The 26,014-nt window shown below is 67.5% G+C and carries 20 protein-coding genes, 5 tRNA genes and 1 pseudogene; 15 read left to right on the top strand and 11 right to left on the bottom strand.

Annotated features, from left to right (window positions below):
• Window positions 1-1,394, top strand: a pseudogene (locus tag GOALK_RS01495) (AMP-binding protein); the annotation flags it as partial.
• Between the two features lie 16 nt (window positions 1,395-1,410).
• Here GOALK_RS01495 and GOALK_RS01490 read toward each other — a convergent pair.
• From GOALK_RS01490 to GOALK_RS01460, 8 genes are all read right to left on the bottom strand, one after another.
• Complete coding sequence (locus GOALK_RS01490; RefSeq protein ID WP_006357005.1) at window positions 1,411-3,054, bottom strand: ABC transporter permease; 1,644 nt, start codon at window positions 3,052-3,054, stop codon at window positions 1,411-1,413.
• Window positions 3,055-3,063: 9 nt separating this feature from the next.
• Window positions 3,064-3,963, bottom strand: a complete 900-nt coding sequence (locus tag GOALK_RS01485) for an ABC transporter ATP-binding protein (RefSeq protein ID WP_006357004.1) — start codon at window positions 3,961-3,963, stop codon at window positions 3,064-3,066.
• 82 nt (window positions 3,964-4,045) lie between these two features.
• Window positions 4,046-4,384 carry a hypothetical protein gene (locus GOALK_RS24105; protein ID WP_006357003.1) on the bottom strand — a complete coding sequence of 113 codons (339 nt, stop codon included), beginning with the start codon at window positions 4,382-4,384 and terminating at the stop codon, window positions 4,046-4,048.
• Window positions 4,385-4,462: 78 nt separating this feature from the next.
• Window positions 4,463-4,663 (bottom strand): hypothetical protein, encoded by a 201-nt coding sequence (locus GOALK_RS24100; RefSeq protein WP_232283129.1) that lies wholly within the window; start codon window positions 4,661-4,663, stop codon window positions 4,463-4,465.
• Window positions 4,664-4,816: 153 nt separating this feature from the next.
• A tRNA-Gly gene (locus GOALK_RS01475) sits at window positions 4,817-4,889 on the bottom strand.
• 74 nt (window positions 4,890-4,963) lie between these two features.
• Window positions 4,964-5,038, bottom strand: a tRNA-Val gene (locus GOALK_RS01470).
• Between the two features lie 24 nt (window positions 5,039-5,062).
• Window positions 5,063-5,136, bottom strand: a tRNA-Cys gene (locus GOALK_RS01465).
• Window positions 5,137-5,159: 23 nt separating this feature from the next.
• Window positions 5,160-5,232 (bottom strand) — tRNA-Gly (locus GOALK_RS01460).
• Between the two features lie 253 nt (window positions 5,233-5,485).
• Between GOALK_RS01460 and GOALK_RS01455 the strand changes: the two genes are divergently transcribed.
• Together GOALK_RS01455 and GOALK_RS01450 are read left to right on the top strand one after the other, a co-directional pair.
• Window positions 5,486-5,557 (top strand) — tRNA-Val (locus tag GOALK_RS01455).
• Window positions 5,558-5,691: 134 nt separating this feature from the next.
• Complete coding sequence (locus tag GOALK_RS01450) at window positions 5,692-7,056, top strand: glycosyltransferase 87 family protein (RefSeq protein ID WP_006357001.1); 1,365 nt, start codon at window positions 5,692-5,694, stop codon at window positions 7,054-7,056.
• Here the strand turns inward: GOALK_RS01450 and adhE are convergent.
• The 3 genes from adhE to otsB form a co-directional block, all read right to left on the bottom strand.
• Window positions 7,040-9,667, bottom strand: coding sequence for a bifunctional acetaldehyde-CoA/alcohol dehydrogenase (gene adhE, locus GOALK_RS01445; protein ID WP_006357000.1), 2,628 nt, complete (start codon window positions 9,665-9,667; stop codon window positions 7,040-7,042). The two genes, GOALK_RS01450 and adhE, sit on opposite strands and share 17 nt — an antisense overlap.
• Window positions 9,668-9,822: 155 nt before the next feature.
• Window positions 9,823-10,752, bottom strand: a complete 930-nt coding sequence (locus tag GOALK_RS01440) for an alpha/beta fold hydrolase (RefSeq protein WP_006356999.1) — start codon at window positions 10,750-10,752, stop codon at window positions 9,823-9,825.
• A 35-nt stretch (window positions 10,753-10,787) separates the two neighbouring features.
• Window positions 10,788-14,438 carry a trehalose-phosphatase gene (gene otsB / locus GOALK_RS01435; RefSeq protein WP_006356998.1) on the bottom strand — a complete coding sequence of 1,217 codons (3,651 nt, stop codon included), beginning with the start codon at window positions 14,436-14,438 and terminating at the stop codon, window positions 10,788-10,790.
• 93 nt (window positions 14,439-14,531) lie between these two features.
• On the opposite strand from otsB, the gene GOALK_RS01430 reads away from it, so the two are divergent.
• The 12 genes from GOALK_RS01430 to GOALK_RS01375 all read left to right on the top strand — a co-directional run bounded on the left by GOALK_RS01430 (window position 14,532) and on the right by GOALK_RS01375 (window position 25,981).
• Window positions 14,532-14,954, top strand: a complete 423-nt coding sequence (locus tag GOALK_RS01430) for a TIGR02611 family protein (RefSeq protein ID WP_040003917.1) — start codon at window positions 14,532-14,534, stop codon at window positions 14,952-14,954.
• A gap of 140 nt (window positions 14,955-15,094) precedes the next feature.
• Window positions 15,095-17,170, top strand: a complete 2,076-nt coding sequence (thrS, locus tag GOALK_RS01425; protein ID WP_006356996.1) for a threonine--tRNA ligase — start codon at window positions 15,095-15,097, stop codon at window positions 17,168-17,170.
• On the top strand, window positions 17,163-17,711 hold the full coding sequence (locus GOALK_RS01420; protein WP_006356995.1) for an ATP adenylyltransferase: 549 nt from the start codon (window positions 17,163-17,165) through the stop codon (window positions 17,709-17,711). Before thrS ends, GOALK_RS01420 begins: the two co-directional genes overlap by 8 nt.
• Window positions 17,712-17,729: 18 nt before the next feature.
• Window positions 17,730-18,416, top strand: a complete 687-nt coding sequence (gene pgsA, locus GOALK_RS01415) for a phosphatidylinositol phosphate synthase (RefSeq protein WP_006356994.1) — start codon at window positions 17,730-17,732, stop codon at window positions 18,414-18,416.
• Window positions 18,413-19,339 (top strand): phosphatidylinositol mannoside acyltransferase, encoded by a 927-nt coding sequence (locus tag GOALK_RS01410; protein ID WP_006356993.1) that lies wholly within the window; start codon window positions 18,413-18,415, stop codon window positions 19,337-19,339. The genes pgsA and GOALK_RS01410 overlap by 4 nt, the downstream gene beginning before the upstream one ends.
• The gene (locus GOALK_RS01405; protein WP_035751433.1) at window positions 19,336-20,460 is read left to right on the top strand and encodes a glycosyltransferase family 4 protein; all 1,125 of its coding nucleotides are present in this window, start codon (window positions 19,336-19,338) and stop codon (window positions 20,458-20,460) included. The genes GOALK_RS01410 and GOALK_RS01405 overlap by 4 nt, the downstream gene beginning before the upstream one ends.
• Complete coding sequence (locus GOALK_RS01400) at window positions 20,460-20,948, top strand: LemA family protein (protein WP_006356991.1); 489 nt, start codon at window positions 20,460-20,462, stop codon at window positions 20,946-20,948. The genes GOALK_RS01405 and GOALK_RS01400 overlap by 1 nt, the downstream gene beginning before the upstream one ends.
• A 113-nt stretch (window positions 20,949-21,061) precedes the next feature.
• Window positions 21,062-21,973: a pyridoxal 5'-phosphate synthase lyase subunit PdxS gene (gene pdxS / locus GOALK_RS01395; RefSeq protein WP_006356990.1), complete on the top strand. Its 912-nt coding sequence runs from the start codon at window positions 21,062-21,064 to the stop codon at window positions 21,971-21,973.
• A 477-nt stretch (window positions 21,974-22,450) separates the two neighbouring features.
• The gene (locus GOALK_RS01390; RefSeq protein ID WP_006356989.1) at window positions 22,451-23,377 is read left to right on the top strand and encodes a DUF4268 domain-containing protein; all 927 of its coding nucleotides are present in this window, start codon (window positions 22,451-22,453) and stop codon (window positions 23,375-23,377) included.
• A gap of 313 nt (window positions 23,378-23,690) precedes the next feature.
• A complete protein-coding gene (locus GOALK_RS01385) occupies window positions 23,691-24,557 on the top strand; it encodes a PP2C family protein-serine/threonine phosphatase (RefSeq protein ID WP_006356988.1) in 867 nt (288 codons plus the stop codon).
• A 13-nt stretch (window positions 24,558-24,570) separates the two neighbouring features.
• The gene (locus GOALK_RS01380) at window positions 24,571-25,341 is read left to right on the top strand and encodes a hypothetical protein (protein ID WP_006356987.1); all 771 of its coding nucleotides are present in this window, start codon (window positions 24,571-24,573) and stop codon (window positions 25,339-25,341) included.
• A 160-nt stretch (window positions 25,342-25,501) separates the two neighbouring features.
• Window positions 25,502-25,981 (top strand): helix-turn-helix transcriptional regulator, encoded by a 480-nt coding sequence (locus tag GOALK_RS01375; protein ID WP_006356986.1) that lies wholly within the window; start codon window positions 25,502-25,504, stop codon window positions 25,979-25,981.
• Window positions 25,982-26,014 lie beyond the last annotated feature (33 nt).

Raw genomic sequence — 26,014 nt, 5'->3', positions numbered from 1 at the left:
CATCCTCTCGCCCAACATCCCGGCGTTCGCGTCGGTCTTCCACGGAATCCTGCGGGCCGGGGCCACCGCGACGACGATCAACGCGCTGTTCACCGCGCCCGAGATCGCCAAGCAGCTCCGCGATTCCGGTGCCACGATGCTGGTCACGATCTCGCCGATGGCTGCTCAGCCGAAGGCCGCCGTCGCCGAGGTCGGGCTGGATGACACGAGCCTCGTCGTCCTCGACGGTGAGGGACAGGACGCCTCGGCTCACCCGAACGCCGCCGACATGCTCGGCGCCCGATTGCCCGCGCCTCAGGTGTCCTTCGACCCGGCCACCCATGTGGCGGTGTTGCCCTACAGTTCCGGGACCACCGGCAATCCGAAGGGTGTTGCGCTCTCACACCGGAACCTGGTCGCCAATGTCGCCCAGCTGAAGCCGTTGCAGGGCATGACCGCCGACGACGTGGTGATCGCGGTGCTGCCGTTCTTCCACATCTACGGCATGACCGTGTTGCTGAACGCGGCGCTGTTCAACCGGTCCTCGCTGGTCGTCATGCCCAAGTTCGACCTCGTGGAGTTCTTGGAGAACATCCAGGACCACAAGGTGACGATGGCCTACATCGCGCCGCCGGTCGCCGTCGCCCTGGCGAAGCATCCGATCGTGGACGACTACGACCTGTCGTCGCTGCACACGATGATGTCGGGCGCGGCTCCGCTCGACGACGAGCTGGGCCAGGCCGTTGCCAAGCGTCTGGACCTGCACATGCTGCAGGGCTACGGCATGAGCGAGTTGTCCCCGGTGTCCCACATCATCCCGTTCGATGGGAAAGCGCTTCTCGGACTCGAAGATCCGCCCCTGTCGTCGACGGGCTGGCCGGTGCCGAACTCGGAGAACAAGATCGTCGACCCGGCCACCGGAGAGGAAGTCCCGCTGCCGACCGAGGGTCTCTCGGAGCCGGGTGAGTTGTGGGTGAAGGGGCCGAACGTGGATGCTCGGTTACCTCAACAACGAGCAGGCCACCGCCGACACGATCGACGCCGACGGCTTCCTGCACACCGGTGACATGGCGCAGGTCGATCCGACGGGGTGTGTCTACATCGTCGACCGGCTCAAGGAGCTCATCAAGTACAAGGGCTACCAGGTGCCGCCGGCCGAGTTGGAGGCGTTGCTGCTGACGCACGAGAAGATCGCGGACTCGGCGGTCATCGGTGTGATCGATGCGGAGTCGGGGGAGGAGATCCCGAAGGCGTTCGTCGTCCGGCAGCCCGAGGCCGAGCTCACCGCCGACGAGGTGATGGAGTTCGTGGCGTCGAAGGTGGCCCCGCACAAGAAGGTTCGTGCGGTGGAGTTCATCGAGGCGATCCCGAAGTCGGCGTCGGGCAAGATTCTCCGTAAGGATCTGCGCAAGTAGGAGAGCGGAGCAGCGTCTATCCCAGGTCGCGCCTGCCGAAGCCGACGACTCCGAGGATCACGGCAAACAGTGCGAGCGCCGTGACCCCGAGGATGCCTCCCGCCCCCACACTGTCGAGCGGGGCCTGCGGCAGATGCTGGAACGGTGATGCGGCGCGGGTCCATTCGGGCAGGTTGAACGATTCGGCGAGGATCTCGGCGACCAGGCAGTACGCGAAGTACGTCCAGGCGATGATCGCGGCCGCTCGGGGCACGAAGCCGATGCCGGCCACGGCGACCGCGAGGATCAACCAGACCGCCGGGACGTACACCGCTGCCGCGGCGAGAAGGCGTGGGATCTGACCGGGATCGCCGATGGTGAGGCCGTAGGCCAGCCCTTCGCCCACCGCGCCGGCCGCCAGGACGGCGGCGCTGCCGACGAGTGCCATCGTGATGTGGCCGCCGAACCAGTAGAGCCGGTTGGTGTTCGCGGCGACGAGCGACTCCGCCCGGTCGGCGGTTTCCTCACGGCGTGCCCGCAAGGCGCTGTTCACCCCGTATCCGGCCGACATCAGGGCGGCGATCGTGAGCGTGAGTGCGAGGTAGGCGTCCACGGCGTCCTCGGCGCCGCCGGGCAGGAACTCCGCGATCTGAGGGTTGTTCTCCATGAAGTCGGTGATCGCGTCGCCGAACGAGCCGTAGGCGGCCGATAGGACGAACACGCCTGTCGCCCAGGCGGCGATCGACCCGCGGTGCAGACGCCACGCCAGACCCGTCGTCGTATGCAACAGCCACGACGCCTCTGCGCGCCCGGCCCGGTTGCCGAAGATCCCGGCGCCGAAATCGCGGTGCTCGGAGACCGCCACGGCGGCTGCGATGGTCAGCGTCGCTGCCACGAGTGGAAGCAGGATCGGCCACCACCTGTCGTCGACGTACGGGTACGTGCGCTGACCCCAGCCGATGGGGGAGAGCCACGACATCGCTCCGTTGCCGACATCACCGATCGCCCGCAGCACATACGCCAGCCCGAGCATCGCGGTGATCGAACCGTAGACGCTGCGGGGATTCTCGAAGATCTGCGCGGCCAGTGCCGTCAGTGTCGCGAAGGTGAGGCCCACTCCGGCCAGTGCCGCGCCGAAGAGTACGGAACCGCCGAGCGGGAGGCCGGTGGCGACGGCGGTGATCACGACGGCGACCCCGGCGGCAAGATTCGCGACGGCCGCAAGAGTCAATGCGGTCGCGACCGGCGCATCGCGGCCGACCCGCGTCGAGCGGAGGAGTTCGGCGCGACCGTTCTCCTCGTCGGTACGCGTGTGGCGACCGACGAGAAACATCGACATGAGTCCGAGAACGATGGCGGCATAGCCGAATATCTCGAACACGACCTCGCCGCCGATGGTGGCGAGCAGCTGCTCCGGGCCGCCGAGCGCGATCACCGCGGGACTTCCGCCGATGGTCTCGCGGAGGGCGGCCAGCTTGGCCGGGGTGTCGTAGAGGTTCTGGCTGGCGACGGCCTGGAATCCCACCAGGGCGGCGGTACCGCCGATCCACGCCACGAGCGCGGCTCGTTCGCGCCGAACGTAGAACTTCAGAAGTGTTCGGAGCCCGGTGGCGTCCGCAGTCCGTCCGGCGCCACGTACCGTGTTCCGCTCCGCGACCTGCACCATCTCGATCTCCGCCATCGGATCTCCTCAGGCCCCAGTCGCCCGGGTGCCGGTTCCGTAGTGCCGGAGGAAGATGTCCTCCAGCGTCGGCGGGGCGCTGGTCAGATCGTGGACACCCAGGGTCGCGAGTTCGCGCACCACGGTGTCCAGGGCGGCGGCGTCGACGGTGCAGCGGATGCGGTGTCCGTCGCGGATCAGGTCGTGCACGCCGGGGACCGCGTCGAGCGTCGAGGGATCGTGGGCGGTCTCGGCACTGATCTCGAGCCGACCGAGGTGGCGCAGCTCCGACAGTGATCCGCTGTCCACCGTCCGCCCGGCCCGGATGAGGGTGACCCGGTCGCAGAGCGCCTCGACCTGGGCCAGGATGTGACTCGACAGCAGAACGGTGCGACCGTTCCGGCGTTCCTCCTGGATGCACCGCTGGAACTCGGCCTCCTTGAGCGGATCCAGACCGGACGTCGGCTCGTCGAGCAGGAGCAGTTCGGCGTCGGAGGCCAGCGCGGCGATCAAGGCGACCTTCTGCCGGTTGCCCTTCGAATAGGTCCGGGCCTTCTTCCGCGGGTCGAGTTCGAATCGCTCGATCAATTCGTCACGACGACGCCGGTCACGGTCACCGCGGAGGTTGCACAGGAGATCGATGACCTCTCCGCCGGTCACGCCCGGCCACAGATTCACCTCTCCGGGTACATACGCGATGCGGCCGTGCAGATTCACGTTGTCGCGCCACGGATCTCGGTCCAGGACGCGGACGACGCCCGAATCCGCGCGCAGCAATCCGAGCAGAACACGGATGGTGGTGGTCTTGCCGGAGCCGTTGGGTCCCAGGAATCCGTGGACCTCGCCCTCGGTGACGGTCAGGTCGAAGGCGTCGAGGGCCCTGACATGGTCGAACGACTTGGTCAGCTCCTGGATCGCGATCGCGGGCACATTCCCAGACTAAGACCGTCGGGCGCCCCGATCGCGGGGCCGAAAGTCACCTGATTCCGGCCCCGCGAACATGGCGATGAACTCAGCTGGAACCGAAGAGACCGTCGAGCGAGCCGCCTCCGGAGCCGGCGCAACCGGTCACGGTCACGGTGTGCCACTCACGGTTCCCGATCCATTCGCCCCCGCCTTCACCGTTGTTCCCGGGCGGGCCGAGGACCATCCGGTACTTCACCGTGTGTGTCGCGGCGTCCGGATTGGGGAGCGGCGGATTGTAGGAGTCGCTCAGATTCTTCAGATCTTTGGTGTACGTGGCTGTGGACACGCTGCGGTTGCTCACCATCCACCGGTTCTGCTCGGTGTTCTCACCTTCGGTTGCGATGTCGTCCGGCCACCGCGGGGCATCGTTGACCGTCGTGTGCATCCCACCGGTCCGTCCGACCTTGAAGTCGGCATAGTCGACGTCGCGCAGCGGTTCGTCGTCGATCTGCCAGTCGATCGTTTAGCTCGTGACGTTGGTGGTGTTCTTGATGGTGAACTCCACCTTGCAGTTTCCCTGGTTCTCGGCCCAGAACTGGACAGGACCTGTCCGCTGACCGTTGTCGGCTGCCTGCGCGACACCGGGTGCGATGGAGAGCGCCAACCCCCCGGCGGCGACCGTCGCCAGTCCGGTAACGATGGTCCGTTTGATCAATTGCCTCACCCATTTCGTCTTGTCCCGACCTGTTCGGGACGCTATGGACGGGTCAAATGTCCAATGGTGAGATCTGGATGACATGGCACGAATTTGCCGTCGCTGGGCACGTGCAAGTCACAGAAAAGCCCCGGTCCGGGGACCGGGGCTTTTCTTCCTACGAGCGGATGACGGGATTCGAACCCGCGACCCTCACCTTGGCAAGGTGATGCGCTACCAGCTGCGCTACATCCGCATGCTCACGAGCGATGGCACTGCCCGCGTGGCCAAGAGAAAGCCCCGGCCGGGGACCGGGGCTGACTTCTCTCGTGGTGCGCGATACAAGGATTGAACTTGTGACCTCTTCCGTGTCAGGGAAGCGCTCTCCCACTGAGCTAATCGCGCGGGACTGTGTTGAGTTGTGATGCGTGGAGGTGGCGACGGGAATCGAACCCGTGTACACGGCTTTGCAGGCCGTTGCCTCACCACTCGGCCACACCACCAGATGCGAGGTCGACTCGCGCCGAGCGGATGACGGGATTCGAACCCGCGACCCTCACCTTGGCAAGGTGATGCGCTACCAGCTGCGCTACATCCGCATGCCCACGAGCGATCTTGTGGATCTTGCTGCTCGCGGTGCGAAGAGAAACTTACGCGATCGATTCCGGACTTTACAAATCGGCAGGTCAGACGCTTGACGAACGGCGAATTCCCAGCGTGTGATTCCCGGTGGCTGCCGAATCGGACGTCTGTGACGTGGCGCACGTCCGTGATTTGGGAACTCTGCGCAAGCCGTGTAATCTTCTGGCTCGTGCGCAGGCGCCCCTGTCACAGACATCAGGCGCCCGACACGGTCCCGTGGCTCAGTGGAAGAGCGTCCCGTTCACACCGGGAAGGTCGCTGGTTCGATCCCAGCCGGGACCACAGAGAAAAGCCCCGCCGAGTCTCGGCGGGGCTTTCTGCGTGCTGGGTGCTGTTTCGACGCGAATCGGCAACGACTCGCGCACCGTCGGCGTTTCTCGTGATCTGGATCACAGCTCGGGCGTAGTCTCGCCCGCGTGTCCGCACCGACCGTCCACTCCCGTTCCATCCCGACGTGGGCGATCGTGCTGGCGGGGATCGCGGCTCTCGGCGTGATCGCCTGGCACATCAGCGCTTTCCCGATCACCAATCCGTTCTACGGGCTGTTCGAGAACGCGACCGATGTCCGCGTCTACCGTGCCGGCGCCGACGCCGTGCTCGACTCGCGCCCCCTCTACGACGCCCCGGTCCTGTGGCGCCTGCACTTCACGTATCCGCCGTTCGCGGCGATCGCCTTCGTGCCGCTCGCCGTGCTGGGTGCCGGGTTCGCCGACATCATCTGGTGGGCAACCGGTTTCGCCGCACTCGTCGCGGTGGTGGCGCTGGGCACGCGCAGCCTGGGCTACCGGTTGGGTGCCCGCCTCATCGTGTTCGCCGCCCTGTTCTCGATCGCGGTCACCGCGCTCGAACCCGTGCGGACCACCATCTGGCTCGGCCAGATCAATCTCGTCGTGATGGCGCTTGTCCTCACCGACCTGGTCTTCCTGCGCGTCGATTCGCGGTGGCGGGGGATCGCGCTCGGGATCGCCGCCGGACTCAAGCTGATGCCGCTGTTCGCGGTTTTCTATCTGGTCGTCACGCGGCAGTGGCGTGCGGCGGCCACCGCGATCGCCACCTTCGGCGCCACGGTCGCGATCGGATTCCTCGTCATCGGGTCGGATGCCCGGACGTACTGGACTCGTCACCTGTTCGAGTCCGCCCGCATCGGCCGTGCCGATTCGCCTGCCAACCAGTCGGTCCGCGGCTTCGGTTCGCAGATGCTGGCACACCTCGACGTCCGGCGTTTCAGCCATCCGGGACCGGGCGGGCCGGTGTTCGAGGCGCCGTCGTGGCTGTGGGTGCCCGCGGCACTGGTGGTCGCGGTACTGGGCCTGTGGGCCGCGGTCGTCGCCCGGCGGATGTCGCAGCCGCTCCTGGCCGCGACGATCGTGGGGATGACGATGTGCGCGGTGTCGCCGTTCGCATGGGGACACCACTGGGTGTGGTGCGTACCGCTGCTCCTGGTGACCCTCGATCTCGCCCTGCGGCATGGGTCGCGTCAGACCTGGTGGTACTGGCTCGCCCCGGCCGGCGTCGTCGCGCTCACCTTCACCTGGTGGCGGCACTGGTGGGACAGCGGGCCCTATCTGACTTCTGATCACGCGATCTCGCTGGGGCTGTTCATGATGCCGCGAAGTCCCGGCCCGGGCGTGGGCGGCCATGTACTGGCCGTGATCTACGCCGGTTGCTACCCGCTGCTGCTCGCCGTCACCGTGGTGGCGACCCTGGTCGGACACTCGGTCGCGCGGCGTCGTGCCGAGGCGCGGACGCCGGCACGAGATGACGTCATCGCGGTTGCGTAGCGGGATCGTCGGCGCCGAGCCCGCCCGTCTCACCGAAGTACCCGAGCCGGAGCAGGTCGGTGATCTCACTGATCAGCGGCATCCGCGGGTTGGTGCGGTTGCTCAGATCACCGAAGGCGGTCATCGCCAGCTGTGGCAGCGCGTCGAGGAACTCGGCTTCGGGCACGCCGATCTCGGCGAGTGTGCGTGGCATTCCCAACCTGCGCAACAGATCGTCCACGCCCTGGAACAGCCGGCGCCGGCTCTCGGCCGGTTCGCGGCCGCCGAAGACGACCCGACCCAGTTGCGCATACTTGTCCGGCGCGACGTACGCCGAATAGCCCGGCGCGGGCATGAACTTGGTCGGCACGGAGGCGTTGTAGCGCAGAGTGTGCGGTAGGAACACACCATTGACCCGACCGTGCGCGATATTGAACCTGGCGCCGACGGCATGGGCGAGAGCGTGATTGGTCCCCACGAACGCGTTCGAGAAGGCCAAACCCGCGAGAGTGGCCGCGTTGGCCATGTCGGTTCGGGCCGCGAGGTCGGCCGGATCGTCGTACGCACGGGGCAGCGCGTCGAAGATCAGTCGGGCGGCCTGGACGCAGAACGCGTCGGTGTACGGGGAGGCGAAGATCGAGGCGACGGCTTCCAGCGCATGGGTGAGCGCATCGATGCCGGTGTCGACGGTCAGCGTGCGCGGCATGGAAAGGGTCAGTGTCGGGTCCACGATCGCCATGTCCGGGACGAGCGAGTAATCGACGAGGGTCTCCTTGCGGCCCGCTACGGTCAGCACCGCGGCCGGCGACACCTCGGAACCGGTGCCGGCGGTGGTGGGAATCGCGACCAGTCGCAGTGTGTGCGGGTCCTGGGGGTACTCCGCGATCCGCTTCCGGGGATCGAGGAACGGCAGCGTCAACTCCGCAAGGTCGGTCTCAGGGTGCTCGTAGAAGAGCCGGATCGCCTTGGCGGCGTCGAGCACCGACCCGCCTCCGACGGCGATGAGCAGATCCGGCCGCTGACCTTGCAGCACCGCGACGCCCCGACGGATCGTCGCTTCATCCGGTTCCGGCTCGACCTCGGCGAAGACCCTGACGTGCTGTGCGCGCAGGTGGGCACGCAGCTCGTCGACCACGCCGCGTTCTTCGCTCAGGACATCGGTGACGACCACGACATCCGTACACGGGACGTCGCGGAGATTGTCCAGTGCGCCGGCGTTGAAGAAGGTGTTCGCGGGCACGCGGAACCACTGGGACGGGGACCGTCGACGGGCCACGGTCTTGATGTTCAGCAACTGCAGGTAGTTCACGTTCTCGGTGGTGCTCGACCCGCCCCAGGTGCCGCAGCCCAGCGAGAAGGTGGGCGCGAGGTCGTTGTAGATCCCGCCCAGCGCCCCGACTGCGGTGGGTGCGTTGACGAGAATCCGCCCGGTGCGTACGGCGGCACTGAAGGCGTCGACGACCGACTCGTCGGCGGTATAGACGGCCGAGGTGTGGCCGAGGCCGCCGTGCTCGGTGACCAGGACCGCGGCGTCGATCCCGTGCTGCACGTCGCGGGCGCGGACGAGTCCGAGGACGGGCATCAGCTTCTCCTGCACCAGCGGGTGGATCGCGAGCTCGTCCAGATCCGACGGAAGTGGCGCCAGCAGCACCTTCACCGCGGGGTCGACGGTGAAACCGGCTCGGGCGGCCAACTCGGGAGCCTGCTGGCCGAGCGCGCCGAGGTTGACCTTGTCGCCGTCGCCGAACGCGAAGTCGGCGATGGCCGTCGCCTGCTCGTCGGTGAGCAGGTGAGCGCCCATCCGACGGAACTCTGCAACCGTGGCGTCGTAGATCGCGTCGTCGACGATGCAGGTCTGTTCGGCGGGGCAGATGACGGAGGCATCGAAGGTCTTGGAGATCAGGATGTCGACGACGGCACCCTTGATGTCGGCGGTTCGGTGCAGGTAGATCGGTGCGTTGCCGGGGCCGACGCCGAGCCCTGGTTTGCCGGCTGCGTTGGCGAGTGCGACGATCTTCTGTCCACCGGTGACCCAGATGAAGTCGACGAGCCGGTGCCGGAACAGGTAGTGGGTGACCTCATGGGCGGCGTCGGGAATCACCTGCAGGGCGCCGGGGGGCATGCCGGCCGCCTCGGCTGCCTCGCGCAGGATCGCCACCGTCCGTTCGCAGGAATGCGCCGCCACCGGTGAGGGGCGAAAGATGATGGCATTGCGGGTCTTTGCCGCGATGATCGCCTTGTACAGCACCGTCGACGTGGGATTGGTGACCGGAGTGATCGCGAGGACGACGCCGATCGGCTCGGCCACGCGCGCGACATCGCGTTCGGCGTCCTCCTCGATCACGCCCACCGACTTCTTGTCCTTGAGGTGGTCGTAGAGGAACTCCGTGGCGATGTAGTTCTTGACGACCTTGTCCTCGAAGACCCCGAAGCCGGTCTCCTCGATCGCCACCGCGGCGAGTTCGGCGGCGGCCCTCACCCCGGCCCGTGCCATGGCCGCGACGATCGCGTCGACCCGTTGCTGATCCAGCGTGCGGAACTCCGTCGCGGCGGCCGCGGCCCTCTCGACCGCGGCGTCGACATCGGTCAGATCGAGTGTTGGTGCTTCGGCGTTCTCGCGGATGGTCGACATTCGATATCACCTCGAACCGGTGTGTCGTCGCGCTTTCAGAAGATACGCGGCCGTGTTCGCGCACGTTACTCGCGACCGTGGGGACACGGGCCCCTTTGGGTCTTCCCCGGCACGATCTTCGACCCGGTGTGCGCCGGCAGTCGGGTTTGCCGGCATCAGCCGTCCGGGTTCTGAGCCAGGAAGTCCGCGAGTTCCCGACGCACCCGTTCGCTCTGACCGAGCAACAGGTGTCCACCGGAGTCGAGGCTGACCAGTCGCGCGCCGGGAATCCTCGACGCCGCCTCGGCGGCCGCGGAATACGACGTCAGTGGATCATCCACGGCGTGGACGATGAGCGTCGGGACAGCGATCTCCTCGAGTGGGTACGTGTTGATCTCGGGGTCGGCGACATATGCGTCGAAGACCGCACCCCGCCTGCGTAAGCCGATGGGGAAGATCGCGTTCGACAACTCCGTCAGGACGTGGCGCTGGGCGGGGGAACGTGGGAAACCCCTGGGCACACCCAGTAGGCGGAAGAACGCCGGGCGGGCGAAGTGCTTCAGCCACCACATCGCCGGATCGTTGTAGAACGATCGAGCCCATCGTGGCGGGATGCGTGTCGTCCGGCTGCCCGGGAAGCTGCCCGAGATGACGACCAGATGCCGGACCCGTCCGGGATGTCGAAGCGCGAACCGGACCGCGGCGCTCGTGCCGGCCGAGAGCCCGACGGCGTCCACCTCGTGATACCCGAGGTGGTCGAGCAATTCCGCGAATGCATCTGCCTGGTCGTCGACCGAGGCACCGTCGGGCATCATCGATCCCAGGTAGCCGAAGCGCGACGGCGCGATGATCCGGCTGTCCGCCACCAGGTCGCGCATCGACAGCAGTCCGCCATCGCAGCCCTGAAAGATGCCGTGGCTCACCAACAGTGGGTCTCCGGCGCCGCGTCCCGCGTAATCGATCGCACCGAACCGCGACTCGACCATGTGTCGGGGGGTCGACCCGATCCGTTTGCGAGCTGCGACCAGGTCGCGGACATAGGCGACACGGACGAGTCCGGCCACCGTCGCGACGACGGCGGCGACGATCAGGCGGAGTACGCGCACTCTCACCGGGGTTCGGCGACGGAGAGATCTCGATCTCATGAGAACTCGACCGTTTGTCCGGGGGCGAGTTGCACGAACGAGTCGCGACACTGGACATCGATCGGGTCGACGTCTCGTTGCTCGGAGGTCACCTCGACGCCGCTGCCGCTGACGGTCAGCTTCAGCCGGTGTCGCCGGTAGTAGATGCGAAACGACAGTGCGCCCAGCGATCGCGGCCACCGGGGATTGAGGATCAGCCGGTCGTTGCGGAGTTCGAGGCCGGTGAAGCACCGCTGCAACAGGTCGATGCTGCCGCACATGGCCGCCAGGTGGATGCCCTCCGACGTCGTGCCGCCCTGGATGTCGGTGATGTCGGCGTCGAGCACCTGCTCGAAGAACTTCACCGCGTGCTCGCGGTCGGCTCGGGCGAGGACCCACGAATGGACCACCGAACTCAGCGTCGAACCGTGCGAGGTCCGCGCCATGTAGTAGTCGATGGTGTGCGGAATCATTTCGGCCGGTAGCCCATAACCCAAGTCCTCCAACAGTTCCCGTAGCTCCTCCGCGGACAGCAGATAGAACAGCATGAGGACGTCGGCCTGCTTGGACACCTTGTACCGGGTCACATCGTCGTTCTCGGCCTCGAGGATGCGGTCGAGGCGTTGGATGCTCCCGTACCGGGCGCGGTAGGCCTCCCAGTCCAGTTCTTCGAGCCGGTCGTAGCCTTCGAACTGGCTGATCGTCCCGTCGTGGAAGGGCACGAACATCCGGCGGGTGAGGGACCGCCACAGTTCGAGCTCGGGTTCCCGCAGCCCGAGGTCGACGAGCAGATTCACGCGGTCCCGCTGCGGGATCGTCGCGAGTGCGTCGAGGGCGCGACGGATCACCCACACCGCCATGACGTTGGTGTACGCGTTGTTGTCGATCCCGTCGTAGGGCGCGTCCGGATAGCCGGCATGGAACTCGTCGGGTCCGATGACCCCGCGGATCACGTAGCGGTCGCGGTCGGGGTCGTACTCCGCGAGGTCGGCCCAGAAGCGTGCGATCTCGACGAGCATCTCGGCGCCGGGCCCGATCAGGAAGTCGAGGTCGTGCGTGATCTGGAAGTACTGCCAGACGTTGTAGGCGATCGCCAGGCCGACGTGATGCTGGCGCGCGCTCGGGTCCGGGTTCCACCGGCCCGAACGCGGGTTGAGATGCAGCTTCTGGCTCTCCTCGCGGCCGTCGCTGCCGGATTGCCAGGGGTACATCGCGCCGCGGTGGCCGGCGTCGCGGGCGGCGATCCGGGCCTCGTCGAGCCGGCGGTAGCGGTAGCGGAGCAGCGCTTCGGCCAGGCGGGGGAGTCGGGGGGTGACCACCGGGAGGACATACATCTCGTCCCAGAAGATGTGTCCGCGGTAGGCCTCTCCGTGCAGTCCGCGTGCGGGGATCCCCACATCGGTGTCCACGGTGTTGTGCGAGACCACCTGCAACATGTGCAGCATGTGGAACCGGATCGCCCGCTGCGGGTCGGGTTGGTCCTCGAGGTCGATCCGGCACAGATCCCACAGCCGCACACAGGCACGAGCGTGGTCGGCGAGCAGGCCGTGAAACCGTCCGAGCCGCGTCAGACCGTCGGCGGCGGCCATTCCCGGCTCGGAGATGCCGCGGTCGCGGGAGGTGTAGAGCGTCACGACCTTCTCAACGACGACCTCCTCACCGGCGGTGACGTCGACGGTGAGGAGATGTCCGATCCGACCGTGGTCGGAGACGAGGTCGCGGTGCGCGGGCAACTGTTCGTTCCCGCGCCACACCGTGGTCCGGGCCGCCATCGCGATCTGGACCCGCGACTGGTTGGTCTGCACCCGCAGCAGCACGGAATCCAGTGTGGGTGCGCTGGTCTCGTGCGCGGTCAGGTGCCGGCCGGCGAGTTCGCGGTAGCGATCGACCCCCGTGTTGGCGACCTCCCCGTCGAGAACCGAGGAGAACTCCACCCGGCCCGACCAGTCCTCGGCGAGGACGCTCGTCTCCAGGGCGCACACATGGGGCCGGTCCATCGACACGAAACGACGCTGCCGGAGCTTGGTGGTGCGTCCGTGCGCATCGCGGAATCGGATGTCACGGATCAGAACCGCGCGGCGCAGGTCGAGAATCTGACGGAACGCCAGGATCTCGACCGCGTCGATGTCGAAGTTCTCGCCGTCGTCGATCCGGAAGGTCAGCGGCAGCCAGTTCGGGAGGTTGACCAGGCTCTCGTTCTCCACCATGCCGGCCGGGAGATCGTCGCTGAGCCGGTTGTAGACGCCGGCGGCGTAGGTGCCCGGATAGTGGATCGCGCCGGCCACCGACTCCGGCGCGGCGCCACGCGTCGCGAAACAGCCGTTCCCGACCGTGCACAGGGCTTCCCGGAGTTTCTCCGCGCCCGGGTCGTAGTGGTCGTAGATCAGCGACCAGGCGCTCGAGGGTTGGGCGGCCTGTGCGACCAGGTCGACGACCCGGCGCAGCAGCGCAGGGACGGCCGCGGGCGACTCGACGGCGAACTGCGCGGCCGTGCGACGGTCGCGGTTCTCGTCGGCGCACACCACCACGCCGAGCCCGTCGGTGGCCACCCGGTCGAACGCATCCTCGTCGGGCAGATCGTCGCCGAAGTAGATCGGGATCGACTCGTCGTCGGCCGCGCCGACCTGATGGAGTATCCAGTCCACCGCTCGGCCCTTGTCCCAGTCGACATCCGGACGCAGCTCGAGCACCTTGCGGCCGGGAAGCGCCCGCAATCCGTGCCGGACTCCGATCTCGCGGGCTCCCGCGACGATCTCGTCGGCCAGGTCGGGGGCCGCGTTGCGGTAGTGCACCGCGACGCTGAACTGTTTGGATTCCACCAGGACTCCGGCCGAGTCGGCGAACCGCTGCCGGAGATCGGCGGTCGCGGCGGTCACCTCCGAGGTGGACGCCCGCGCGACGTCGTTGACGCGATGCTCGCCGTCCGGGCCGACGAGCTCGAGTCCATGACACCCGGCGTACCAGAGACCGGGAATGCCGACGCGCTGCCGGATGTCGGGCAGATCGCGTCCGCTGATGATCGCCACCGGGCACAGTTCCGACAGCCGGCTCAGTGCCTCGCCCGCACCGTCGACGAGGGTCGCCGCCGCCGGGTCGTTGACGATCTCCGACAGCGTCCCGTCGAAATCGAGGAAGACCACGGGTCGGCGCGCGACCGCGATGGCGTTCAGATGCTCCAGGTAGGTGACGGCGTCCGGCATCGTGGCGATCCGCGCGCCGCCGAGACGCGTTCTGATGTCTGCGGGGTGCTCGAGGACGGCATCGGCACCGTGACGCCGGAGTTCGTCGGCCGATGCGGTGCCGTCCACGCCGATCACCAGGGCGAACGCGCCGCTTCGAGCCGCGGCCACGCCGGCCGTGGAGGACTCGACGGCAACACATCGTGCCGGTGACACCCCGAGGCTCCCGGCCACGTGCCGGAGGGCGCCGCGGTCGGGCGGGCCGACCAGGGCCGGCAGATCACCCATACCCGCGGCGTCGAGCAGGGCGGGCAGGTCGCGATGCGACGAGTGCACCCCGCACGCGATGCCGAACCCCCGCAGCCGGTGGACGAGTGCCCCGGTGGATCGGAGCAGTGCCGAGTCGGCCTCGAGATCGACCGAATCGAGACCGAAGACCACGCCGTCGTGCAGGCGTGCGTCGATAGTGACCGTTCGCATCGTCCCCATCTGCTCAGCATGAACGCGTGCCCGGGCGTACACGCCGGACTTCGGTAGCCTGGTCCCGACTTTTGACATTGACGGGTCCGACGTAGGGGGAACATGGCGGAGTCGTGGTGGAAGCGCATGCGGGTCCGAGCGCGTCATCGCCGGTACGTAGTGCGTTCCGACCCGCGCTGGCATCGCATCTATCGCATCGGCGTCGCCGTCGTCGGCACGATCGTGCTGCTCTGCGGCATCGTCGCCATCCCATACCCGGGCCCCGGCTGGCTCATCGTGTTCCTCGGCCTCGGGATTCTGGCGTCGGAGTTCGAGTGGGCCCATCGCCTGCTGAAGTTCGCGCGAGCGAGGTACGACGCCTGGATGGAGTGGATCGGCCGGCAGCACTGGTCGGTGCAATCCGTGTTCTGGATCGGCACCTTCGCCATCGTCGTGGGAACGCTCTGGCTCCTGGGAGCACTGCACACGGCGGCCGGATGGGTGAACCTCGACTACCAGTGGCTCGCCAGCCCCATCTTCTCCTGATCGCCCTTCCCGGGCCGCGCCGCGCGCCGGGAGAGGAGGGGTACGGCCGGTCGGGATGACACGCGGATACCATCGGAGTCGCAAACGTCCGCCGACTCCACGCGAACTCAGCGTGTCCGAACCCATTCGAGGAGCGTCCCGTGCCCGACGACGTCCAGGTGACCAGCCCAGCCACGATCCGTGTGCCGGCTGGAACTACCGCGGGCACCGCACTCCGTGACCACGACCTGCCCAACAAGGGCCCCGAGGCGATCGTCGTCGTCCGCGACGCCGCCGGCGACCTTCGTGACCTGTCCTGGGCGCCCGCCGAGGACGCCGAGGTCGAGCCGGTGGCGGCCAACACCGAGGCCGGACGCAGCGTCATCCGGCATTCGTGCGCGCACGTGCTCGCGCAGGCGGTCCAGGATCTGTTCCCCGACGCCAAGCTGGGCATCGGACCGCCCATCAAGGACGGCTTCTACTACGACTTCGATGTCGCCGAACCCTTCACGCCCGAGGACATCAAGGCCCTCGAGAAGAAGATGAAGCAGATCATCAAGTCCGGTCAGCGTTTCTCGCGCCGCGTCTATGAATCCAAGGACGAGGCACGCGCCGAACTGGCGAACGAGCCGTTCAAGCTCGAACTGATCGACGACAAGGGTGCCGCCGACGACGCCGAGGTCATGGAGGTCGGCGGCGGAGAGCTGTCCGTCTACGACAACCTCAATCCGCGAACCGGTGAACGCATCTGGTGCGACCTGTGCCGCGGGCCGCATGTGCCGACCACCAAGTACATCGCCGCGTTCAAGTTGACCCGGTCGTCGGCCGCTTACTGGCGCGGTGACCAGGACAACGCCGACCTCCAGCGGGTGTACGGCACCGCGTGGGAGTCCGCCGAGGCCCTCGACACCCATCTCGAGCTGCTCGCCGAGGCGGAGAAGCGCGACCACCGCAAGCTGGGTGCCGAACTCGACCTGTTCAGCTTCCCCGACGAGCTCGGCTCGGGCCTGCCGGTCTTCCATCCCAAGGGCGGCATCATTCGCAAGGAGATGGAGGACTACTCACGGGCACGGCACGTGGCCGCGGGGTATGAGTTCGTCAACACGCCGCACATCACCAAGGGACACCTCTACGAGGTCTCCGGTCACCTCGACTGGTACCGCGACGGGATGTTCCCGCCCATGCACGTCGACGCCGAGATCGACGAGAACGGCGAGGTGCGCAAGCCCGGCCAGGACTACTACCTGAAGCCGATGAACTGCCCGATGCACAATCTGATCTTCCGGGGCCGCGGACGTTCGTATCGTGAACTGCCGCTGCGCATGTTCGAGTTCGGGTCGGTCTACCGCTACGAGAAGTCCGGCGTGATCCACGGCCTCACCCGGGTGCGCGGCATGACGCAGGACGACGCGCACATCTACTGCACGCGCGAGCAGATGCGCGACGAGCTGACGTCGATCCTCAACTTCGTCCTCGGCCTCCTCAAGGACTACGGCCTGGACGACTTCTACCTCGAACTGTCGACCAAGGACCCGAAGAAGTTCGTCGGCTCCGACGAGGTGTGGGTAGAGGCGACCAACACGCTCGCCGAGGTGGCCGAGGCCTCGGGTCTCGACCTCGTGCCCGATCCGGGCGGCGCCGCGTTCTACGGACCCAAGATCTCGGTGCAGGCCAAGGATGCGCTCGGCCGCACGTGGCAGATGTCGACGATCCAGCTCGACTTCAACCTGCCGGAGCGGTTCGAACTGGAGTACACCGGCCCGGACGGCACCAAACAGCGTCCGGTGATGATCCACCGCGCCCTGTTCGGCTCCATCGAGCGGTTCTTCGGTGTGCTCACCGAGCACTACGCGGGCGCCTTCCCGGCCTGGCTCTCGCCGGTCCAGGTCATGGGCATCCCGGTCGCCGACGCGTTCGCCGGTCACCTGCAGGGCGTCGTCGACGCGCTGCGTGCCGCGGGTGTCCGCGCCGAGGTCGACCACTCCGACGACCGCATGCAGAAGAAGATCCGCAACCACACCACCGGCAAGGTGCCGTTCATGCTGCTCGCCGGCGAACGCGACGTCGAGGCGCATGCGGTGAGCTTCCGGTTCCGCGACGGGTCCCAGATCAACGGTGTCCCGGTGGGTGCCGCGATCGCGGCGATCACCGACTGGGTGGGCGCCCGGCGCAACGAGTCGCCGACCAAGGAGCTTCTGGAGGCGAAGCTCGGCACCGTGGGGGCCGTCGATGGCTGAGGCACCGGGCGAGATCCGCGACGAGGGTGTCGGCGTCGGTGCTCGTCTGGAGCGGCTGTGGAGTCCGCACCGGATGACCTACATCGCCGACCCGCAGCCGGCGGCCAAGACCGGGCACCCCTTCCTCGACATCCCGACGATGTCGGACGAGGACGGGCTGATCGTCGCACGCGGCGAGTCGGTGTATGCGGTGCTCAACCTGTACCCGTACAACCCCGGGCACACGATGGTGGTCCCGTACCGCCAGGTCGCCGACCTCGAGGATCTGACGCCCGCCGAGTCGGCCGAGCTGATGACCTTCACGCAGCGGACGATCCGCACGATCAAGGCGGTCTCCAACCCGAACGCCTTCAACGTGGGACTCAACCTGGGCTATGCCGCGGGCGGCTCGCTCTCCGAGCACCTGCACCAGCACATCGTGCCCCGCTGGATGGGCGACGCGAACTTCATCACGATCGTCGGCGAGACCAAGGTGATGCCGCAGTTGCTGCGCGACACCCGGGGACTGCTCGCCGAGGCGTGGCAGCGTCTCGATGACTGAGGGGGGAGGAGCTCGCGGATGCTGAGCATTCTGGGTCGGGCGTCGGTCTCCAAGGTGACGTTGCCGATGGGGCGGGCGCTGCTGCGTACCGGGCTCACGCCGGACATCATGACCGTGATCGGGACCGTGGCGACCGTGGCGGCCGCGCTCACGCTGTTCCCGATGGGCTACCTGTTCGCGGGCACCCTGGTGATCTGGCTGTTCGTCATGTTCGACATGCTCGACGGTGCGATGGCCCGTGCCCGCGGCGGCGGAACCCGCTTCGGGGCCGTCCTCGACGCCACGTGCGACCGCATCGCCGACGGGGCGATCTTCGCCGGCCTCGTGTGGTGGTGCACCATCACCGAACCCCACCGCCTGCTTCTGATCGCGACCCTCATCTGCCTGGTCACCTCGCAGGTGATCTCGTACGCGAAGGCCCGCGCCGAGGCCAGCGGCCTCTACGGCGACGGCGGTCTCATCGAGCGCCCCGACCGCCTGATCATCGTGCTCGTCGGTACCGGCCTCACCGGTCTCGGCCTGCCCTGGGCGGTACACGTGGCGATGTGGCTGCTCGCCGTCGGCAGCGTGATCACCGTGGGCCAGCGCATGTGGTCGATCTCCAACTCACCGGGTGCGCGGGATCTGATCCCGCTCCAGGCAGAAACCGAAGCCGCCGATCCCGACGCGGACGGCCCGACGACCCCGCCCACCGGGTCACGATGACCGACATCGCCGCACTCGCCGCCGACCTGGGGTACCGGGCCGGCTGGGCCGCGGTCCGGTACGCACCGGAAAGCGCCGCCCGCATCGTGTTCGACCGCGCCGGTGGGTTCGCGGGACGCCGCAACGGCGGTCCGGATCAGTTGCGCCGCAACCTGGCCCGCGTGATCGGGGTCGCCGACCCCGCCGACGTGCCCGACGAGCTGGTCGCGGATGCGGTGCGTTCCTACGCGCGGTACTGGTGTGAGGCCTTCCGGCTGCCCGCCCAGGACCGCGCCGCGGCGGCCTCGACCGGAACCCTGCCCGCCGCCGATCACGCCCGCCTCGACGCCGCGGTCTCGCGCGGTAAGGGTGTGGTGCTGGCCCTGCCGCACACCGGCAACTGGGACATGGCCGGCGTCTGGCTCGTCCAGCACTACGGGAAGTTCGCGACGGTCGCCGAACGGCTCGAACCGGAGTCGCTGTTCAACCGGTTCGTGGAGTACCGGGAGTCGCTTGGCTTCGAGATCTTCCCGCTCAGCGGTGGTGAACAGCCCCCGTTCGGAGTGCTCGCCGACCGCCTGCGGGCCGGCGGCATCGTCTGCCTGCTGGGGGAGCGCGACCTCGCGCGCCACGGCGTCCCGGTCACCTTCTTCGGGGAGCGCACCCGGATGCCGGCCGGATCGGCGAGGCTGGCGATCGAGACCGGCGCAGCCCTGTTCCCGGCCCACCACTGGTTCGAGGAGGCGCCCTACTCGTCGATGAGCGTCGGCGAGGAGATCGATGTCTCCGGCGGCGTGGAGACGGCCACCCAGGCGCTCGCCGACGCGTTCGCCGAGAACATCGCCGCACATCCTGCCGACTGGCACATGCTGCAACCGCTCTGGGAAGCCGACTGGACCGATCGGCAGAGGGCACGGATGAACGAAACCGGGGGAGCCGCATGAGAATCGGGATGATCTGCCCTTATTCGTTCGACGTCCCCGGCGGTGTGCAGGCGCACGTCACCGAACTCGCCCACGTCTTCATCGACCGCGGTCACGAGGTGAGCGTCCTCGCCCCGGCGTCGCGCCGCACCGAACTGCCCGAGTACGTGGTGCGCGTGGGCCCGTCGTTGGCCCTCCCGTACAACGGGTCGGTGTCGCGGGTGAACTTCAGTCCTAAAGGGTATCTGCGACTGCGTCGTTGGATCGCGGAGAACGGCTTCGACGTCCTGCACGTCCACGAACCCAACTCACCGTCGATCTCCATGCTCTCGCTGATGGTGGCCTCCGGACCGATCGTCACGACCTTCCACACGGCGACATCGAAGTCGTTGTGGCTCAGCGCTTTTCAGGGCATCCTGCGCCCGTATCACGAACGCATCGCCGGCAAGATCGCCGTCTCCGAACTCGCCCGGCGCTGGCAGATGGAGTCGCTGGGCTCCGATGCGGTGGAGATCCCCAACGGCATCAACGTCGCCGGCTTCGCCAACGCCGAACCGCTCGACGGCTACCCGCATCCCGGCCGCACGATCCTGTTCCTCGGCCGCTTCGATGAACCCCGCAAGGGCATCGACATCCTGATGCGCGCGCTGCCGTCCGTGGTGGAGAAGTTCCCGGACGTGCGCGTCCTGGTCGTCGGCGGCGGCAACCAGGCCGCGCTGCGCCGGCGCGCGGGAAGCCTCGCCGATCACCTCGTCTTCCTGGGGCAGGTCGACGACGCGACCAAGGCGCGCGCCCTGGCCTCCGCCGACGTCTACTGCGCCCCCAACCTCGGCGGCGAGAGCTTCGGCATCGTCCTCGTCGAGGCGATGGCCGCCGGTGCCGCGGTGATCGCCAGCTCGCTGAACGCCTTCCGGCGCGTCCTCGACGACGGCCGGGCGGGCAAGCTCGTCGACACCGGTTCCCCGGATCAGCTCGCGGCGGGCATCATCTCGCTGCTCTCCGACGACGAGGCGCGCGAGCAGCTGGTCGCCCGGGGACGTGTCCGCGCCGACAAGTACGACTGGTCCCGCGTGGCCGACCAGATCCTCCGCGTCTACGACACCGTGACCGTCGGTGCCGGACCGGTGGTGGTGTCCGACTGATGGCGACCTGGATCGTCCTCGGGGTCGTCGCGGTCCTGCTGGCCGCCGGCTGGGCCTATCACACCGCCAACCGCCTCGACCGCCTCAACGTGCGCGTCGACCTCGCCCGGCAGTCCCTCTACGCGAATCTCGACCGACGGGCCGTCGTCGTGCGTGCCATCGCCGCGGAACTGCCGGGATCCGAGCTGGCCGCGCTGGCGGACCGGGCGGAACGAGCAGCCCCCGAGGCTCGCGAGGATGCGGAGAACGCGCTGTCGTCGGCGCTGGCCCGCACCGACGCCTCCGGACGGTCTGCGGCGCTGGTCATCGAGCTCGCCGACGCCGAGACACGGGTGATGATGGCCCGTCGTTTCTACAACGACGCGGTGCGCGACACCCGCGCCCTCGCCGAGCGGCGACTGGTCCGGTGGTTGCGTCTGGGTGGCCGCGCGTCGCCGCCGACGTATTTCGAGATCATCGAGCGCGTCTCACCGGGCCGGGGCGAGTGATCCTGACACCAGGGCGTTCACCGGGCTGACCTAGACTGGTTTCACGCTGCCGCGGGGTCCGCTGAAGGGGGATCGGCTGCGGCACGCCGAGACAGCGACATGAGGAGAAATCAGTGAGTCACAACGGCGCGACCGTTCCCGAGATCGGACAGGGCACTGCCCGGGTCAAGCGGGGAATGGCCGAGATGCTCAAGGGCGGCGTGATCATGGACGTGGTCACCCCCGAGCAGGCGAAGATCGCCGAGGACGCCGGCGCGGTGGCCGTGATGGCTCTCGAGCGCGTGCCCGCCGACATCCGCGCCCAGGGCGGCGTCTCGCGGATGAGCGATCCGGACATGATCGACGGCATCATCTCCGCCGTCTCGATCCCGGTGATGGCCAAGGCGCGTATCGGCCACTTCGTCGAGGCGCAGATCCTGCAGAGCCTTGGTGTGGACTACGTCGACGAGTCCGAGGTGCTGACCCCGGCCGACTACTCCAACCACATCGACAAGTGGGCGTTCACCGTGCCGTTCGTCTGCGGTGCGACCAACCTGGGTGAGGCGCTGCGTCGGATCACCGAGGGTGCGGCGATGATCCGCTCCAAGGGCGAGGCCGGCACCGGTGACGTGTCCAACGCCACCACCCACATGCGCAAGATCCGCGACGAGATCCGTCGACTCACGTCGCTGCCGAAGGACGAGTTGTACGTGGCGGCAAAGGAACTGCAGGCTCCCTACGACCTGGTCGTCGAGGTCGCCGAGGCCGGCAAGCTGCCGGTGACGCTGTTCACCGCCGGAGGTATCGCCACCCCGGCCGATGCGGCGATGATGATGCAGCTCGGCGCCGAGGGCGTCTTCGTGGGCTCGGGGATCTTCAAGTCCGGCAACCCGGCTCAGCGTGCGGCCGCGATCGTGCAGGCCACCACCTTCCACGACGACCCCGACGTGCTGGCCAAGGTCTCGCGCGGCCTGGGCGAGGCGATGGTCGGCATCAACGTCGACGACATCCCGCAGCCGCACCGCCTGGCCGAGCGCGGCTGGTAAACAAGGCATTCGCGGTCACGCCGTGAAAGTTTGCGGAGTGACCACCTAGGCGGGCGCCCCATGGCCGTGATCTTAGTTAGAAGCCGTTGTCGAAAACCTGACGGCTCACGGCATAGTGAGGCGCCCGCCGGATGCCAGCGTCGACCTCAGCCCTCGCGCATGGTTGGCAGTGTGACAGTCGAGTCGTCGGACGACATGAATCCGTTCTAGCTCTTGCCCGGGTCGACGGTCGCGCCTTCTCATTGGAGAACGCTACCCCACATCCGATTTCGCCTGACGCAAAGTTGTTCTTTCGTGGTTTGCCGCGTGCGCGGGCCGCTCGCCGATAGGATTTGCCTTGGCGCAATCAGGCTGTGATGTGGCGTCGATGTCCCTCCGGGTAGACAGGCGACGTAAAGGTCGCCGCCGACACCGGGAGCGGCGCGATCATGCATGGGAGCGTCAAGAGTCGCCCGACGCGGAAGGACAAAGTGACGCATGACTGTTCTCGGCCGACTCGAGCAGGTGCCCCTACGTGAGGTCTGGAGACATGAAGCGTCTGACTTCACGCAGTGGCTTGCGCTGCCGGAGAACATTGATCAGCTTGCCGAGGTGATCCTCGGCGGCGGCTCGCTGACGGTGACAGACACCGAGGTGAATGTCGGCTCGTACAAGGCCGACATCCTTGCGGTGGACTCCGAGGACCGCGTCGTCGTCATCGAGAATCAGCTCGAGCAGACCGACCACGACCACCTGGGGAAGATTCTCACCTACGGTGCTGGGAAGCAGGCCGAGGTGCTCGTCTGGATCGTCAAGGACGCCCGGGAGGAACACGAGAACGCCGTCAACTGGCTCAACGAGCACACTGATGACATGATCCACCTCTTCCTGATCCAGATCGAGGCGTGGCGGATTGGGAGTTCTGCTGCCGCTCCGCGATTCAACATCATTGCCAAGCCCAATGACTGGCTCAAGGCGGTGAAGCAGAGTACTGCGTCGGGTTCCGTGAGTGACCTCAAGCTGCAGCAACAAGCATTCTTCGAGGAGGTCCGCGAGCTTGGCAACGAGAGTGCCCCGCACGTGAAGAGCTGGGCGCGGCCCCAGCCTCAGCACTGGTACGAGGTCCGTGTCGGCTCGGGCAAGGGGCAGATCTTGATTACGGTGAACTCGCAGAAGTCGTACGTTGGGGTCGAGTTCTATGTGAACGCCAAGGACACCTACTACGATCTCGAGCATCACAAGCCCGAGATCGAGGAGGCCGTCGGCGTGGCTCTTGATTGGCAGGAGTTGCCGACGAAAGCCGCCAGTCGGATCCAGATCACGCGGGCCGGCGACTTCCGCGACGGCGAGATCCGCGCGGCGCTGCGTGAGTGGGCAGTGCAGACCACTGACTCATTCGCCCGCGTTTTTCCGCGATTTCTCTAAACCAGAGGCGGCCACTGCTTCCGTGGGAGGCTTCGTGTCTACGCGAGCCGCACGACCGAGCGTCAACTTAGGGGGTAGACGTGCGCGCGCCTCAACTAAACGTGTCTAGCAGCTCGCCGATCTACTCCATTTACTTGCCGATTACCGGGCTGACGCCTCGGACGGTTAGCGGATACGTTCAGGACGCCGCACCGCCTGGCCGAGCGCGGCTGGTGACCCCCACCGCCGGAACGCCCCCGTTCAACACGCCGGAGACCGAACAGTCGACATGCGTGGCGAGCCGGGGGTGTTCCGGCGGTAGGATCTGCTGATCATGGATGCGGCGACCATCGTTCGGGATGCCTCGGTCTCGGGCACACACATCGTGGGTGAATTGCGGCTCGAGTGGTCGGCGGCGTGCAACGTCGGCCGGGTCCGCGAGACCAACGAGGATGCCGCACTGGCACTGCCGGGCATGTATCTCATCGCCGACGGCATGGGCGGTCACGACAGCGGCGAACTCGCCAGCGAGGCCGCACTGCTCACGCTTTCCGCGGCCACCAGCGCCGGCGAACTGAACGCCACCAAACTCCAGCTCGACGATCTGCTGGTGGCGGCTCAGCGCCGCATCGGCGAGATCGACACCGAGACCGACCGCCGGGCGGGCACCACCGCCACCGGTGCCGTGCTCGTCACCTACGAACAGAGCCCGCACTGGCTGGTCCTCAACATCGGCGACTCGCGCACCTACCGGTACCAGAACGGTTCGCTGCAGCAACTGACCACAGACCACTCACAGGTCCAGGAATTCATCGACGCGGGCTTCCTGACGCCGGAGCAGGCGCGAACCGACCCGCGGCGCAACGTCATCACCCGTGCCCTCGGTGCCGGGATGGTCGATCCCGTCCCGGATTTCTTCAACACCCCGGCCTTCCCGGGCGATGTCCTGCTCCTCTGTACCGACGGGCTCACCGGTGAGCTGCCCGACGAGGAGATCGGCGACATCCTCGCCAACGCGTCGACCTCCGACGAAGCGGCCGAACGTCTCGTCGATGCGGCGCTCGCACTCGGCGCCCACGACAACGTCACCGTCATCGTGGTGACCGTGCACGAGTCGGTTCCGACCCTGACGATGCCTGCTCTCGACGGCGCCGCCGAGGGAATGTCCACCGACGAGGCGACGGTCTCAGACCCCAACTGATGGAGGTGATCTGGTGAACACAGGTCACGATCCTTCGGTCTACGACCCCTCGGACGCCGCCGACACCGGGCTCGACGACGGTGCGACCTACGTCGAGTACTGCGGTGAACGAACCGCGCTCGACGCCGACCGGCGTTTCTTCATCGGCCGTGAGGCCGATCTGTCGATCGACGACAACCCGTATCTCCACCGCCGATTCCTGGTGGTGCACAACGAGAACGGGCTGTGGTGGCTCACCAACCTGGGCACCCACCTGTCGGCGAGCGTGTCGGCCGGTGATGTCGGCTTCTCGGCCACCCTCGGTCCGGGGGCCCGCATGCCGCTGGTGTTCGGCGAGACCACCATCGTGTTCACCGCCGGCCCCACCACCTACGAGCTGAGTGTGTTCGCCCGTGCGCCGCAGGTGAAGTCGGTGACCCGCCCGGAGTTCAGCGGCGGCCACACCACTCAGGGCGTGCCGACCCTGACCGAGAGCCAGAAGCTGCTCATCGTCGTACTGGCGGAGGAGATCCTGCGCCGCGAGGGGACCGGCGCCTCGTCGATCCCGTCCTCGGCCCAGGCCGCCCGACGCCTCGGCTGGCCGCTGACCAAGTTCAACCGCAAGCTCGACAACGTCTGCGACAAGCTCGATCAGCTCGGCGTCAGCGGGATGCGCGGCGGCGGCGGCAAACTCGCGAGCAACCGCCGCACCAAGCTCGTCGAGTACGCGGTGTCCTCGCGCATCGTGACCCGAGAGGACCTCCCGCTGATCGACGCGGAGGCCGCGCGGAACGCCGCAGGCTGACCGGGGTCCTCTGACCTGCGGTTATGGCATGGGTAGTTCTCCCCATGCGGTGGGGAGTTCTCCCCATCGACCGGGGCGCGAAACGCCTATAATCTTCAACTCATCGCCGGCGAAGACCCGGCACAGACCACCCGGTTCGATGAGTGAAGAGGAAGCACACATGACTGCGATCGCCCACCAGGCCCCCCAGCACCTGCGCCAGATCAACGCTCGACGCGACGCCGAGGCGCAGGCCCGTCGCCAGGAGGCACTGGCCCGTCTCGCGGCCCGCCGGATGCCGCTCCCCGGGCAGGTCTCCCGTCAGAACCAGCCCGGCCTCGGTCTCCGCGCCGGGCACCCGCACCTGCACCGCGTCGCCTCGCCGATGCCGGCGCCCGAAACCGCGGTGACCGTTCAGGCGTCCACCGGTCGCGCCAAGCCCAATCTCACCTCCCGCGAGGTCGAGGTGCTGCGGACCTGGATGCTCGTCGACTCCAAGCCCGCCGTCGCCCAGGAGCTCTACATCTCCCTCGGCACGGTCAACACCCACCTGACCCGCATCCGCGCCAAGTACGCCGAGATCGGTCGCCCGGCCCCCACCAAGGCCTCGCTCGTGGCCCGCGCCATCCAGGACGGGATCATGACGCTCGACGAGCTGTAGAGGCTGACATCGGGATGGGTTGCCCGGTGCGGG

The organism is Gordonia alkanivorans NBRC 16433 (genome assembly GCF_000225505.1).
Classification (GTDB): Bacteria; Actinomycetota; Actinomycetes; order Mycobacteriales; family Mycobacteriaceae; genus Gordonia; species Gordonia alkanivorans.
This window is presented reverse-complemented; position numbering and strand designations above follow the sequence as displayed.